Here is a 15,830-nt window from a genome sequence, read left to right as displayed (position 1 = left end):
ATTAAAAGTAAAACTATCTTCTTTTCTTTTTTAATCTTCTTGATTTATTTCTTGGTGATTTTGAATGCTCTTTAAAAGTAATAGCATCATCAAATGTGTTCTTTGCTTTTCTCGGTGAATTCTTTCGCCACGATGCGTCTTCTGGGAGTAATTTTTTTAATAAGTCAGCACGACCTACTTTAGTTAATTTATCCTTAATCCATTTTCTATTTTCTTTCTTATACCAAAAGAAAAATTTATGTTGATCTAACTTTTCTTGTTTTGTTTTAGGTGTTTTTACCTCTTTTAAAGTGTAAGGATGGTATCCGCTATAATAAATAACAGTAGCTACTGTCATTGGTGTGGGTGTAAAATCTTGTACTTGCTCTAACTGAAACCCCATATCTTTTGTCTCAGCAGCGAGGTTAGCCATATCTTCTGGCTCACAAGCTGGATGACTTGATATAAAATAAGGTATTAGTTGAAGGTTCAACTTCCTCTTTTTATTTATTTTATCAAATCGTTCCTTAAACTTATGAAAATATGAAAAAGAAGGCTTTCGCATTAATTTCAAAACGGGGTCTGAAGTATGTTCTGGTGCTACTTTTAACCGACCTGAAACATGTTTTGACATTACTTCTTCTGTATAGGCATCTAATTCCTTATGGTCTGCATTTTTATTAAATTCAGGTACCAGCATGTCATGCCTTATCCCACTTCCTATGAATGACTTTTTTACTTTTGGATGCTTATCAACAGCCTGATATAACTCTGTTAACGGTTTATGTGAGGTATCTAAATTACTACAAATAACTGGTGATATACAAGAAGGTGCAACACATTTATCACATATTGCTTGTACTTTTCCCTTCATTTGATACATGTTTGCGGAGGGACCTCCAATATCAGAAAGATATCCCTTAAAATCATCCATCTTAGTTAATTCATCGACTTCTTTTAAAACCGATTCTTTACTTCTGCTAGCTATAAATTTTCCTTGGTGTGCTGAAATTGTACAAAAACTACATCCCCCGAAACAGCCTCTATGAATATTAACTGAAAATTTAATCATTTCGTAGGCCGGAATTGCACCCCGCTTATTGTATTTAGGATGCGGCATTCTTGTGTAAGGCAAATCAAAAGAACCATCGATTTCTTTCTCTGTCATCGTTGGAAACGGTGGATTGATCATTAATTTCCTGTCTCCTACCGCTTGAAAAATTCTTCTTGCGTAAAGTTTATTAGACTCTTGTTCTATTATTTTAAAATTCGAGGCATATGCTTTTTTATCTTTCAGACAGATTTCATGTGAAGAAATTTCAATATCATTCCAGTTTTTATTTTTGGGAATTTTTTCTCCATCTTCTAATAAAACAGCGGTCTGTTTGATGGTTTTTAAACTTGAAAAGGGAACTCCTTTTTGCAAAAGCTCTACCAATTCTCTTAGTGGCTGTTCTCCCATACCATACACCAGCATATCAGCTCCAGAGCTTTCCAAAATAGAGGGCATTAATTTATTAGACCAATAGTCGTAATGCGTTACTCTCCTCAAAGAGGCTTCAATTCCTCCAATTAAAACAGGTACCTCTGGAAATTTTTCTTTTAAGATTTTTGTATAGACCGAAGTTGCATAATCTGGTCTAAACCCTTTGTCTCCGTTGGGTGTATATGCATCTTTATCTCTTCTCCGTTTACTTGCTGTATAGTTACTTACCATAGAATCCATACAACCCGCGGTTACAGCAAAAAATAATCGGGGTTTACCCAATTTAATGAAGTCCTGTAAATTATCATGAACGCTTGGTTGTGGAACAATCGCTACTCGTAGTCCATAACTTTCTAAAATTCGACCAATAACAGCTGGTCCAAAAGCTGGATGATCTACATACGCATCGCCACTAAATAGAATTACATCTAATTCATCCCATCCTCTTAACTTTACCTCCTTATTTGTGGTAGGTAACCAATCTGAAAGTCGTCTAATTCTCATACCAGTGCAAAGGTACGTTGTTTTGATTTAATTTACTGTTGTTACTATGAAACATTAAAATAACGTCTTTAAATTATTTTATTTTCGACTATTAAAGTAAGCTAACAAAAAATACTTTCTATCTATAGAAAGTATTTTTAATCAATATTTTAATTACTGACTATTTAAAAGAGCTTATCCCTTTTTTCAACCAGTTATAATATTCATCTACTTCTGGTGTATAAGCTACAGGATCGATTAAATTTTCTTCATTTAAGTCCATTAAAACATAATACGGTTGTGAATTTGTTTTATATTTTATGGTTTGTAGTTCGCTCCATTTTTGACCAATATACCTTAACTTTTTTCCCGGGCGCAATTTTGACGCTACAATTTCATCATTTTCTAAAGCTCGTTTATCATCTACGTAAAGGGAAATTAAAATAACCTCATTCTTCAGCACTGATAATACTTTATCCTTCACCCAGACATTTTGTTCCATTTTTCTGCAATTCACGCAAGCGTGTCCAGTGAAATCAATCAACACGGGCTTGTTTACCTGCTTTGCATAAGCCAGACCTTTGTCATAATCGTTAAATGCTAGTATATTGTGAGGCGCCATTAAATGCGCTCCATCAGGTAACGTTGCTTGAAAATCATTTGATTTAGAAACAGAAACTGAGCTCGCTTTTTGATACCCTACTCCATATGGAGATTCACTGTAATTCTGAGGTGGAGGAAATGCGCTTATTAAATTTAAAGGGGCTCCCCATAAGCCTGGTAACATATATAATGTAAAAGACAATGAAACCAAACCAAGACTTAACCTTCCTACAGAAATATGTGATAAAGCGTCATCATGTGGTAGTCTAATTTTTCCAAATAAATAAAGAGTAAGTGTTCCAAAAATAGCAATCCATATGACTAAGAAAACCTCGCGCTCCAAAAAGTGCAACTGCAGAACCAAATCAGCGTTTGATAAAAATTTAAAGGCTAATGCTAATTCTAAAAAACCCAAAACAACCTTCACTGTATTTAACCATCCTCCAGATTTTGGTAAAGAATTCATCCAACCAGGGAAAATTGCAAATAAAGTAAATGGAAGTGCTATAGCCATTGAGAATCCTAACATACCAACAATTGGAGCAAGTCCTCCTTTTGAAGCTGATTCAACTAATAATGTCCCTACAATCGGACCTGTACATGAAAAAGATACAATCGCTAAAGCTAGTGCCATAAAGAAAATGCCTACTAAACCTCCTTTATCTGCTTTCGTATCGATTTTCGTTCCCCAAGAACTGGGTAAGGTAATTTCAAATGCTCCTAAAAATGAAATGGCAAAAACAACTAGTAAAAAGAAAAACAACAAATTAAACCAAACACTAGTAGATAAAGCATTTAAAGAATTTGCTCCAAAAACACCTGTAACAATAGAACCAAGAACAACATAAATTACAATAATAGAAACCCCATAGATAATGGCATTCCTTATACCCTGCGATTTATTTTTACTCTGTTTTGTAAAAAAACTAACAGTCATAGGAATCATTGGAAACACACAAGGTGTTAACAATGCTGCAAATCCTGAAAGAAAAGCTATTAAAAATATAGCTAGTAAACCTTTTTCGGTGCTACTGTCTTTTTTTTTTTAAGAGCTTTAGCTTTCGTCAAATCAAAAGATAAGTCAATCTCTGTTGGTGGTAAGCATTGTGTTTCTCTACAGACCATAAATTCTACTGATCCCTCAACTTTTTGAGTTCCTTTCTGAACTTGTACCTTTTGCCTAAAAGATGCTTTGTTTGAAAAAGATTTAACTTTCATATTAAACGTTTCATCCATAACAGTATGCCCTTTTTCTTCTGTAACCTTTCCTATTAATTTGAAACCTTTATTCTCAGTAAAAAAGAATGTTGTTGGAATAGGACCTCCTTGTTTTACATTCTGAGAATAAATATGCCAACCCGTTTCTATCATGGCAGTTGCTACAAGGTTGTACTCTGATTCTGATATTTTTTCAACAGAAGCCTTCCATTTAACAGGCTCGTATATTTGTGAAAATCCTTTGTTAGAAAAAGTAATGAATAATAAAACAAGTATAAATTTAATACTACTTTTTAGGGGAACGTTTATTATTGATTTCATCTATCTATTTTGCTTTTATTATCCGATAAATGTAATTAAATAAAATTTTAAAATAAATAAATATTTTTTAATTTATGGTTATTTTAAAATTTCAGCCGTAATATACTAAGACAACTTCTTACGAAAACTGCCAAATCTTAGTTACAATACTAAAAAATGAAATTTTAACTCAAAATCGTGTTATACGATTTATGTTTGCATACTACATAATAAATACTTCTGCCCTTTATTACTTAAAATACTTCCTAATAATATAAACACCTTGCAAGAATAATTCATAAAAATTTTCACACTAAAAAAGACACCTTAAAACATAAACCAGCTATCTATTCTGTTAACTTTTATATATAACTAAAATTAATTATTTAGTTTTGCTTTGTTTTTAAAACAAAACTATCAATCCTTCACTACAAAATCAAAGTGATAAAATTAATTTCACAAAATTTTGTTAGTATTTTTAAAAATTAGTAATTATGAAAAAACATTTTTTCTCCACACTACTTTTTTTATTAGTAGTCTGCAGTTGCACCTCTAATAAAAAATCTCTCATAATAGAGGAAAACGAAAATAACTACGTAAAAGAAAACTATGAGAAAAAAGAAGTAAAAATAACCATGCGTGATGGTATTAAGCTTCATGCAACAATTTATAGTCCAAAAGACACTTCAAAAAAATATCCGATTTTACTTCAACGAACTCCTTATAGCTGTAGGCCTTATGGTAAAAATAAATTCAAAGATAAAATAGGTCCTAATATTACCCTAATGAAAGAAGGTAATATAATTGTTTACGAAGATGTTCGTGGTAGATGGATGAGTGAAGGGGTTTATGATAATATGCGTGCCTACATTCCCAATAAAACAGAAAAACAAACTGATGAAACTACCGATACTTATGACACTATTGATTGGTTAGTAAAAAATGTTTCCAATAATAACGGAAAGGTTGGAACATGGGGTATTTCATATCCTGGACATTACGCTACAATGTCAACAATTGACGCTCACCCTGCGCTTAAAGCGGCTTCTCCTCAAGCATGTATTGGTGATTTCTTCTTCGATGATTTTCATCATAATGGTGCGTTTTTACTTAGCTATTTTAGAGCTATTTCATTATTTGGAACTTACAAAGATCAACCTACTAATGTCGCTTGGTATCAATTTCCTGAAATGAAAACCCAAGATCAATATCAATTTTTTCTTGATAAAGGCCCTATCAAAAACTTGAATAACTATTTTAAGTACAGCGATACTTCGATAGATAAAGATGACTCAAAAAAGTTGATTGATGATTTTTTCTGGAAAGAAATTACCGAGCATCCTAATTATGATTCCGTTTGGGAAAGTAAAGGGGTTATACAACACTTAAACAAAGTGCCTTCTAATGTTGCTACCATGGTTGTAGGTGGTTGGTTCGATGCTGAAGACTTATATGGACCTCTTGAAACTTACAAAGCAATAGAAAAGTATCAAACTGAAAATAATAATATTTTAGTTTTTGGTCCATGGGATCATGGAGGTTGGTCTAGAGATAAAGTCAAAAACACGGTTGGTAATTATTATTTCGGCGACTCAATATCCTTAAACTTTCAAAAAAACATAGAAACCAAATTTTTCAACCATTTTTTAAAAAACAAAGAAACAAATAGCTTATCATTACCAGAAGCTTATGTTTTTGATACAGGAAAAAAGAAATGGCAATCATATGATACCTGGCCTCCAAAAAACACGAACAAACAAATTTTCTTTTTGTCGGACAACCAAAAACTATCTACAACTCCCCACTCAAAATCGAAATCTATCAACTTTATAAGTGATGTAAAAAAACCTGTTCCATATTCAGAGGATATTAAAACAGTTTTTACACCCAGAAAGTATATGACCGACGACCAACGTTTTGCGGCTAGAAGACCTGATGTATTAGTATTTGAAACTGAGGTTTTAAATAATGATGTTACTTTAGCAGGAGATATTTTAGCCAAACTTAAGGTTGCTACAACGGGTACTGCTGCTGACTGGATTGTAAAAGTTATTGATGTACATCCGCATGACTTAGAAGATAATAACGATGAAATGCAAAAACACCTAAAATTAAGTAATTATCATTTAATGGTAAGAAGTGAGGTTATGCGTGGTCGATTTAGAAATAGTTTTTCTAAACCTGAACCATTTATCCCAAACAAGAAAACCAATGTTAATATAAAGCTTCAAGATATTTTTCATACTTTTAAAAAAGGGCATAAAATTCAAGTTCAAGTTCAAAGTACGTGGTTTCCTTTAATTGATCTTAATCCTCAAACTTTCGTTAACAACATTTACAAAGCTAATAAGGAAGACTTTAAAACTCAAATACATTCTGTATTCACAGATTCAACTATTGAATTTAATATTGCTAAGTAAACAATAATTATTTGATATGTTATAACACACAATGCTAATAATGCGTTATTAGCATTGTACGTTTTGTGTAAAACAACTATAAATATTTTAAAAACTTTTCCCTTGGTATTTCTCGGGCTCCCAAACTTGCTAGGTGATCGTTGTAAACTTGACAGTCAATTAATTTATAGTTGCAGTTTTTAGCTAAATGAATAAAAGCTAATTTACTCATATTGCTCTCCTTGCTAAACATGCTTTCTCCGCAAAAAACACCGTTCCCCAAATCAACTCCATATAAGCCTCCAAGAATTTTATTATTGCGCCAAACTTCAATTGACTTAGCTAAGCCCGATCTATGCAATCTCAAATAGGCTTCCTGCATTTCATCAGTTATCCAGGTTCCAAATTGATCTGATCTATGAATGTATTTACAATTATAAACTACTTCTGCAAATGCTTTATTTTCGGTAATTAAAAAATCATTTTTCCGAAGCACTTGCTTCATAGACTTCGAAATTTTAATTTCTTCTGGAAATAAAACCATTCTTTTATAAGGACTATACCACACAATAGGTTCTCCTTCATTAAACCAAGGGAATATACCTTTCTGATACGCATACTTTAGTCTTTCAACTGATAAATCTCCACCTAATGCAATAATACCATCCTCTGTAGCGGTGTTATATGGTGGAAATGAAATTTCTTTACTTAACCATATCATATAAATTCAATTACTATTTTAAAAATTAAGCAACTCATAGAGCTTTCGATAGTTATTTTTTAACCAACTAAAAAACAAGAAGCCCTATTAAATAAACAATACTTCCAACAACCATAGCAATTAGCGTATAAGGTAGTATCTCTCTTGCTTTTAATTTCGTTATTCCCAACAAGGGCAACGCCCAAAATGGTTGTAACATGTTTGTAACTTGGTCTCCATAAGCCATTGCCATTATTGCTTTAGGCAAAGGTACTCCTAATTTCAATGCACTTTCAACAACAATTGGTCCTTGTACAACCCATTGACCTCCACCACTAGGAACAAATATATTTACAAGACCTGCACTAAAAAATGTAAATATCGGGAGTGTTGTTGCGTTCGATATGGAAACGAAAAAATCAGAAATTAGAACAACCATTCCTGTGCTTTTCATTATACCCATAATACCAAAGTAAAGAGGAAATTGGATTAAAATACCTGATACATCACTAATTGATTCGTTAATTGCATTTGTAAATTTCTTAAAACTTCCATGCAGGATAATTCCCAATCCTAACATAAAAAAATTGATTAAATTTGGAGTTATTTTTAAAACTAAAATAGCAGCACCATACTGATAAAAAAATACTATAAGAATAGCTATACCAAAACCATAAGCTAAACATTTAGAACTATCTAAGGTTCTCATTGTTCCATTTTCTTCCTCTTTTGGACACAAACTATATACTGGTAAATTTATCGTTGTGCCTTTTGATTTACTCCCCAAAAAATAAAATGTTACTGTTACTGATAAAAGTACAAGTAAGAAAATAAGTAGATTCCAAAAACTAAAAACAGTCTCTGAATAATCAATGAGGCTTGGGATCTGTTTTAAAATATCTTTCGATGACACAGATGTCATAATGCTTTTTATATGCCCTACCTCATTAATTTTAATCGGAGCAGAACCTGAAATCCCCCCATGCCAAACCATTAAACCTACATACCCTGCAGCTCCTATTATTGGATAGTTCAAAGCTATATTTCTTGCTTGCGCATGCTCCGCTGTTTTTCTTGCTAGTAAAGCTCCAAAGATTAAGCCTAACCCCCAATTAAAAAAAGCAACCAGCATTGTAAAACTAGCAACAATAGCGGCGCTTACAGCCGTATTTGTACAATATTTAGTGACCCTTACAATTAGTTTACTTACTGGATTACTCAAAACTAATACATGTCCTAAAACCAAAATTAACATCATTTGATAGGCAAAAACCAATAATCCGTTTGTCCATATACCTTTTTCCCAAAAACTAAGCACTTCTAAAGAATAAGGATATAATGAAACATTTTCTGGTTTTGTAAAAAGCACACTTAATAAATAAGCGATAATGGTTAGAACAATTGCAATCGTAAATGGAGATGGCAAATACTTTTTGAAGACTTTTTCTATGGTTTCTGTAAGATTCATTTTATAAAGTTTGATTTGATAAAAATAAACAAATAGACTAAATTGTTTTACTAGCTTTGCAATATGGTAAAAGAACTACAACTTCGTATTAGTTTGACTGAAGAAACAATACAGGATATACTTATAAAAAAGGCTGCCAAAAAACTAGGCGTAGAACCAGAAAACATCACTAGTATAAAAGTTCATCGAAAATCAATTGATGCTCGAAAAAAAGAAGTTTTTTTTAATTATAAAATCGCCACTTACATAAATGAACCCCCTCCTGAACAAACAGCATACCATTTTGACTATAAAGATGTTTCCAGTGCAAAAGAAATACATATAGTAGGCTTTGGACCTGCAGGTATGTATGCTGCACTTCGGTGTATTGAATTAGGTTACAAACCCATTGTTTTAGAGCGAGGAAAAAATGTTCAAGATAGAAGAAGAGATTTAAGAGCCATAAATCAATTTCATGAAGTCAACAAAGACTCTAATTATTGCTTTGGAGAGGGAGGAGCTGGAACCTATTCCGATGGAAAACTCTACACACGCAGTCTAAAAAGAGGTGATGTTAGACGTATTTTTGAAAATTTAGTATATCATGGAGCAACTGAAAAAATCCTTATTGATGCCCATCCGCATATTGGCACGAATAAACTTCCAAAAATTATTAAGAACATTCGAGAAACAATATTAAAATACGGTGGTGAAATTCATTTTAATTCTCGTGTTTCGGACTTTATCATAAAAAACAACAAACTAAAAGCCATACGAATTCAAAATGGGCAAGAGCTATCTGTTAATGCCGTTATTTTAGCAACAGGACATTCTGCCCGAGACATTTTTGAACTCCTTAATAACAAAAATGTTCTTTTAAAAGCTAAATCCTTTGCCATGGGAGTTCGTGTTGAGCACCCTCAAGAACTTATAGATCAAATTCAATATAGTTGTAATGGTCAAAGAAATGGACTATTACCTGCAGCTGCTTACAGTCTTGTACATCAAGTGAAAAACAGAGGCGTTTATTCGTTTTGTATGTGCCCTGGAGGCTTCATAGTTCCTGCTGCAACTGCCCCTGGAGAAGTTGTCGTAAATGGTATGTCGCCTTCAAAAAGGAACAACGCTTTTGCTAATTCGGGGATTGTAGTTGAAATCAATGTAGATGAAGACATTCCAAAATATGAAAAATTTGGTGTTTTTAAAGGACTTGAATTTCAGCGTGACCTTGAGAAGCTAGCTTTCAATGCTGGAGGAAAATCTCAAGTTGCACCAGCGCAACGACTCACCGATTTTGTTGAAGGGAATTTATCATCAAGCTTAAATACTACTTCATATCAACCAGGACTAAAATCATCCCCACTTCATTCTTTGTTACCTAAAACCATTGGAAGTAGACTCAGAAAGGGATTTACTGCATTTGGAAAAAAGATGCATGGATATTATACGAATGAGGCAAATATTATTGGGGTAGAGTCTCGAACGTCGTCTCCTATTAATATCCCAAGAAAAAATACACTGGAACACCCTGAAGTTACAGGATTATTTCCTTGTGGTGAAGGCGGTGGATATGCAGGAGGTATTATATCTGCTGCAATGGATGGTGAACGTTGTGCTGAGGCTGCTTCGCAAATTTTGTAAGATATCTTAAAATAAAAGTAACAATTCAACATAGTGAATTAAACGGTTGCACTCGATAAAGGTGATATTTAAAAATCACAATATCATAAAAAAGAAAATTACTTTATGACCCCCACTTAAAAGAAGAAACTACGTAATAAAAATATTGACCTCATATCATAAAATAAACATGAAAAAATATAGTAACTAAAATATAGTATCAACTGAAATAAATAACAATTAACCTTTAATAATTATATTATTTCTTTGATTTATGAAGGATTACCTTGTATTTTTGCAAACTCGTAAATTACGAGTGTAACGGGTATAAAATGAAAGATAGTAAGAAAGGAAAAAAGAAAAACAAATCTCCTAAAGCAAAAAGGCTACATGTTTATTACAAGAGAACTGGTTTCTATATGTTTATATGGGAAAGTTTAAAAAAAGCTATAGGTCCCATTATTGCTGTTATCGTAGGATTGATAATCTTCAATAAATATGTTTATAATATCAATGATGGTCTACAAGCCATGACAGAAACCTTCTCTAGAGCTGGTGTATTAATTACTTTCTTTGTATCAGAAACTATATTAGGGTTAATTCCTCCTGAAATTTTTATTGCTTGGTCAAAAAAAACGACAGAGCCTGTAATTAATCTTTCGATACTTGCTTTCTTATCTTATCTTGGAGGTATTATCGCTTATTTTATTGGTAGGTCAACTCGAAAAATAAAAACCATCAATCAATACTTAGAAGTAAAAATGGCTAAGCATTTAAAAAACACAAGTAAATGGGGGGGCTTTTTAATCTTAGTTGGTGCGCTTTTGCCTTTACCTTTTTCGATAAGCTGTATGACAGCAGGAATGATTAAATATCCTATCAAAGGTGTCATCACATTTGGATTGTTTCGCTTTTTACGATTCGCTATTTATGCTTGGGCTATTTTTAATATGGTGAGTTAATATAAAACAGGAAGAAACATCTAGTTAATTAGAAAATAATAATTAGTAAAAGAAACAACTCGATATTATGTAAAAATAACTTTTACATTAAACCTTCTAGGATAAACCTAGAAGGTTTTTTATTTCCCCTTAAAACACCCTCATTAAATGAGGATACTTCAAATATAAGTAGCTATTTCTTAATAATTAATGTAGTTTCCGTTAAATAAATTGTAATTTCCGATATAATTCAGGTTTCAGCATAAAAAAAGAGCCTAAACTGGCTCTTTTAATTAACTATTTTAATTCTTTATGTTAAAATGGTAAATCATCAGGCTCATTATCTGATGATAAATCAGGTGCTGGTGCAAAGTTATCAGCTGGAGGAATACTTTGATTAGAGGAAGCTTGAGCTAAATTCTCTATTCTCCAACCTTGTATTGAGTTGAAATATTTAGCCTCCCCTTGAGGATTAATCCACTCCCTACCTCTTAAATTAATTGAAACTTTTACGTCTTGACCTATTTGATAACTATCTAACAAATCACATTTATCTTGAATAAATTCAATAAGAATCATTTGTGGATATTGTTCATCAGTAGTAACTACTAACTCACGCTTTCTAAATCCATTACTTCCAAAAGTTTGTGTTCCGTTTATTAATTTAATTTTACCAATTACTTCCATTAATCATTTATTTTAATAAAAGTACTTTCCAAGCACTTTCTACGTCATTATTTTGTAAATACTCGTGTGCAAAAGTATGCTTTTTTTCTTCAGATACACCAACAAACCTTTGATGTTCTTTAGCAAAGTTATTAACATCATCATCGGTAGGAAATTTTTCAACATTACCAAGCATACCAAGATCATTACCGGTTAATACTTTACTATTTCTAATTCCAAACGGAATTTTATCTACCCCTATTCCAAGGGTTGATAAAGGCTTTGGTATCTCAAAAAAACCATCCCTTGCTCTACTATAATAATTTCCGCCTGCCCTAGAAACTAAATCTATTTTATATTGATCAATACTTCCATCATCAGATAATACTTTTTCGTTAATGTGAATTTTAACAACCTCGCATACAATTAAATTACCTGCTCCGCCATTGTTTCCCGTATAAATAATATCATTTACTTTACATTCAAATTGAACAGGAGACTCTGCAACCCTATAAGGTTTAACTATATCTGAGGGAAGCATTGTTAAACCTGCTTTTTCAAATTCATTAACTTCTTTTGGGTACATAGAACTACTTAATGACATTTGTTGAACAATATCATAATTAACAATATTAATAACAACCTCTCTTATCTCTTCTGCATTGTCTAAAGTATGTTTTGTTTTATTGGCTCTAACGCTTCTTGCTGGTGAAAAAATCATAATTGGTGGGTTTGCACCAAAGACATTAAAAAAACTAAAAGGAGATAAATTTGGCACCCCTTTTTCGCTTATTGTACTAGCAAAAGCAATTGGCCTTGGTGCAACAGCCCCAAGAAGATACCCATGCAATTTTGAAGTTGGAATGCTTTTAGGATCTATTGATAACATCGTTTTATATTTTTAGTGTAAATATACTACAGTTTACTTAAAGAAGTTATACCTGAGAATAGTTTATATTTGACCTATGAGTTTTTCTTATAATAGTTTTTGGATCAAACGAATCGTTATACTTGTATCTTTTATAATTGTTCTATTAATACTATGGAACACCTATACATTCTTCCAGAGATTCAAGGAAGAAGAACGAATGAAAATGGAATTGTATGCATCAGCAATTAAAGAAATGGCCTCAAATCCTGATTCTAATGCCAGTTTTAATTTAGAAATAAAGGTTTTTGATGGTATTAAAAATATTCCTGCACTAGCTGTTGACGAAGAAGGTAATTTTATTAGAACCAATAATCTAGACTCAATTAAGTCAAAGGATACTTTGTATTTAAAAAAACAACTTTCTTTAATGAAAAGGCAAAATGATCCAATTGTTATAAAAAATACTGGGTATAAAGAATACATTTATTATCGTAATTCGGACTTACTTTACAAGTTAAAATACTATCCACTAGCCCTGCTTTTAATTCTAGCTTTGTTTCTAACTATTATTTATATGGTTTTTAAATCTAATAAAATAGCAGAACAAAATAAACTTTGGACAGGAATGGCAAAAGAAACAGCCCACCAAATAGGTACCCCCTTGTCTTCATTATTGGGATGGATTGAAATTTTAAGATTTGAAAAAGTGAATGAAATGTATGTTAACGAAATTGAAAAAGACGTAGATCGTTTAAATATAATAGCCAATCGATTTTCAAAAATTGGTTCTTTACCCGACTTACAAAAAAATAATATTATTCATGAAACGAAACGTGTTTTCAATTACTTAGAATCTCGAAGCTCAAAACAAATTAGCTTCTTTTTCGATACTTCTCGCTCAAATATAACTTCTCGCATTAGTGTTGAGTTATTTGGTTGGGTAATTGAAAATCTTATCAAAAATGCTATTGATGCTATGGCTGGTAAAGGGTCCATTTCTCTTAAGATAACAGAAAATTCCAAGAATGTTATCATTCAGATATCAGACACAGGAAAAGGGATCCCTAAATCACAATTTACAAATATTTTTAACCCTGGATTTACAACAAAAAAAAGAGGTTGGGGACTAGGACTTTCTTTATCTAAGAGAATAATTGAAACCTATCATAAGGGAAGGATTTTTGTCCAAAAATCTGAGCTTGGAAAAGGTACTACATTTGAAATAAATTTAGAAAAAGAATAATATTTAAGTATTTTATTTTTTATTTAATTTAACTTACATTTAACAAATTACTTGCAATTATTCTTTTGCTTCTAAAATAAGTCGGTAATATCTTTGTAGTGAGAAATATAAGAGCAATATATTTTTATTTCTCCATACTTATGAAAAACAAAACTTTAAAATATCATTCATTAAAGTTACTTACATTACTATTTTTAACTTTCTTTTCCAACACGAAATCAATTGCTAGAACCATTAGCTACGGAAACAACTCTTTAATTTCCGATGCTGACTTTATAAAGAATTTCGAAAGTATAATAAAAGATACTATAAAACTCCATACTCAAGTACTAGATTTTTCTCCATTTGAAGAAAAAGAAAACTTTATAACATCTCACAAAAATATTTTTCAATTTTTTAAAAGGAAAACACATCGAAATTCGAATAAAAACATCTATATCATATTAAATAGTTTCTCCAAAAGGTTATTTATTTTTTATTGTCGTTTAAAAATTATTTCGTTTAAAACACTAAAAATAATCTTACAAAATTTAACTTCATAACCTTATTAGGTAAATAAAAACATAAAAAAATGAGACTAAAAAATAACATACAATTTCTTTTGATACTTGTAATACTAATTAGTTGCCAAAAGAAAAAAACATCTTCTAAAAACACCAATAAAGAAGAAGAAGCTTGGAGTTACTCCGGAGAAAGTGGTCCGGAGCACTGGGCTGAACTTGAAAAAAACTCCGAATGTGGTGGTAAATTTCAGTCTCCAATCAATATAATTAGTATTAATGCTAAAATTGATAGTCAATTAAATTCTTTAGATATTCATTATGAAAAGAGTACAAAAATACATAGCGTAAAAAATAATGGCCACTCGATACAATATAATTTCGAAAAAGGAGACTATATTAATTACAAAAATGAACGTTTTAATTTGAAACAAATTCATTTTCACGAATCGTCAGAACATACAATTGATGGCGTCAGATATCCTTTAGTTATCCACATGGTTCATGCAAATTCTACAGGAGAGTATTTAGTTTTGGCTATTATGGCTAAAGAAGGCAAGACAAGTATTCCCTTTGAATTTCTTGAAAGCTTTTTACCTTTAGAAAAAGGTGAAGTAAAAAAAATAAACAAACCTTTTAATTTAAATCATAATCTTCCTTTAAATAGAGGGTACTATAGCTATACAGGATCTTTAACAACACCTCCATGTACAGAAGGAGTTAAGTGGTTTATCTTTAAAGAGCCGATTACAATATCAGTAGAACAGGTTAATATTTTAAAAACTTTAATGCCTGTAAATAATTATAGGAAAGAACAACCCTTAAACGGTAGAAAAATTCAAATGACAGAATAATTTTATAAAAATACTTGCTCACAAGTATATTAAAACTGGTTTAAACAACTATAAACCAGTTTTAATGTATTATTCAATAAAATTACTTTTAATTTTTTCAGCTGTAGTAATAAACTCTTCTTTAGTTAATTTTACTTTTGAAATAAAACGTATATCATCCATTTTCTTTATGGGTATTAAATGAACATGTACATGAGGAACCTCCAAACCAATAACACTCATACCCACACGCTCACAATCTATAGTTTTTTCAATTGCTTTTGCTACTCGATAAGAAAAAGCCATTAAATCACTGTATTCTTTCTCTGATAAATCAAATAACTTGTTTTCTTCTTTTTTAGGAACAACAAGCGTATGCCCCTGAGTATTAGGATTTATATCTAAAAACGCATAAAACTTTTCGTCCTCTGCAATTTTATACGAAGGAATTTCTCCTTTAACTATTTGAGTAAAAACACTAGCCATAATGATATTTAACTTACGTTTATTATAGATTTATATGAACCTGAAAATCAATTAT

11 protein-coding genes and 1 pseudogene are annotated in these 15,830 nt (G+C 31.4%); 5 read left to right on the top strand and 7 right to left on the bottom strand.

Annotated elements, in window-relative coordinates; all coding sequences use genetic code 11:
• Window positions 1–13 precede the first annotated feature (13 nt).
• Both AC2GW8_RS13310 and AC2GW8_RS13305 read right to left on the bottom strand, forming a co-directional pair.
• The gene (locus AC2GW8_RS13310; protein ID WP_440880362.1) at window positions 14–1,969 is read right to left on the bottom strand and encodes a YgiQ family radical SAM protein; all 1,956 of its coding nucleotides are present in this window, start codon (window positions 1,967–1,969) and stop codon (window positions 14–16) included.
• A gap of 160 nt (window positions 1,970–2,129) precedes the next feature.
• Window positions 2,130–4,090 (bottom strand): annotated as a pseudogene (locus tag AC2GW8_RS13305) (protein-disulfide reductase DsbD family protein).
• Window positions 4,091–4,563: 473 nt separating this feature from the next.
• On the opposite strand from AC2GW8_RS13305, the gene AC2GW8_RS13300 reads away from it, so the two are divergent.
• Window positions 4,564–6,489, top strand: coding sequence for a CocE/NonD family hydrolase (locus tag AC2GW8_RS13300; protein ID WP_440880361.1), 1,926 nt, complete (start codon window positions 4,564–4,566; stop codon window positions 6,487–6,489).
• A gap of 76 nt (window positions 6,490–6,565) precedes the next feature.
• Here AC2GW8_RS13300 and aat read toward each other — a convergent pair whose 3' ends face one another.
• Together aat and AC2GW8_RS13290 are read right to left on the bottom strand one after the other, a co-directional pair.
• Window positions 6,566–7,189 carry a leucyl/phenylalanyl-tRNA--protein transferase gene (gene aat, locus AC2GW8_RS13295; protein ID WP_440880360.1) on the bottom strand — a complete coding sequence of 208 codons (624 nt, stop codon included), beginning with the start codon at window positions 7,187–7,189 and terminating at the stop codon, window positions 6,566–6,568.
• 67 nt (window positions 7,190–7,256) lie between these two features.
• On the bottom strand, window positions 7,257–8,636 hold the full coding sequence (locus tag AC2GW8_RS13290) for a short-chain fatty acid transporter (protein WP_440880359.1): 1,380 nt from the start codon (window positions 8,634–8,636) through the stop codon (window positions 7,257–7,259).
• Window positions 8,637–8,699: 63 nt separating this feature from the next.
• On the opposite strand from AC2GW8_RS13290, the gene AC2GW8_RS13285 reads away from it, so the two are divergent.
• Window positions 8,700–10,256 carry an NAD(P)/FAD-dependent oxidoreductase gene (locus AC2GW8_RS13285; protein WP_440880358.1) on the top strand — a complete coding sequence of 519 codons (1,557 nt, stop codon included), beginning with the start codon at window positions 8,700–8,702 and terminating at the stop codon, window positions 10,254–10,256.
• Between the two features lie 311 nt (window positions 10,257–10,567).
• Entirely contained in the window at window positions 10,568–11,197 is a 630-nt protein-coding gene (locus tag AC2GW8_RS13280; RefSeq protein WP_440880357.1) for a YqaA family protein, read from the top strand.
• Between the two features lie 294 nt (window positions 11,198–11,491).
• Here AC2GW8_RS13280 and AC2GW8_RS13275 read toward each other — a convergent pair whose 3' ends face one another.
• Both AC2GW8_RS13275 and AC2GW8_RS13270 read right to left on the bottom strand, forming a co-directional pair.
• The gene (locus AC2GW8_RS13275) at window positions 11,492–11,863 is read right to left on the bottom strand and encodes a DUF3127 domain-containing protein (protein ID WP_440880356.1); all 372 of its coding nucleotides are present in this window, start codon (window positions 11,861–11,863) and stop codon (window positions 11,492–11,494) included.
• A gap of 7 nt (window positions 11,864–11,870) precedes the next feature.
• On the bottom strand, window positions 11,871–12,731 hold the full coding sequence (locus AC2GW8_RS13270; RefSeq protein WP_440880355.1) for a flavin reductase family protein: 861 nt from the start codon (window positions 12,729–12,731) through the stop codon (window positions 11,871–11,873).
• A gap of 76 nt (window positions 12,732–12,807) precedes the next feature.
• On the opposite strand from AC2GW8_RS13270, the gene AC2GW8_RS13265 reads away from it, so the two are divergent.
• The gene (locus AC2GW8_RS13265) at window positions 12,808–13,956 is read left to right on the top strand and encodes a sensor histidine kinase (protein ID WP_440880354.1); all 1,149 of its coding nucleotides are present in this window, start codon (window positions 12,808–12,810) and stop codon (window positions 13,954–13,956) included.
• Between the two features lie 571 nt (window positions 13,957–14,527).
• Complete coding sequence (locus tag AC2GW8_RS13260) at window positions 14,528–15,310, top strand: carbonic anhydrase (RefSeq protein WP_440880353.1); 783 nt, start codon at window positions 14,528–14,530, stop codon at window positions 15,308–15,310.
• 69 nt (window positions 15,311–15,379) lie between these two features.
• Here AC2GW8_RS13260 and AC2GW8_RS13255 read toward each other — a convergent pair whose 3' ends face one another.
• On the bottom strand, window positions 15,380–15,775 hold the full coding sequence (locus tag AC2GW8_RS13255; RefSeq protein WP_440880352.1) for an HIT family protein: 396 nt from the start codon (window positions 15,773–15,775) through the stop codon (window positions 15,380–15,382).
• Window positions 15,776–15,830 lie beyond the last annotated feature (55 nt).

The sequence above is a fragment of the Tenacibaculum profundi genome, from assembly GCF_057162725.1.
The sequence above is the reverse complement of the archived record's forward strand: the minus strand, read 5'-3'. Positions and strand labels throughout refer to the sequence as shown.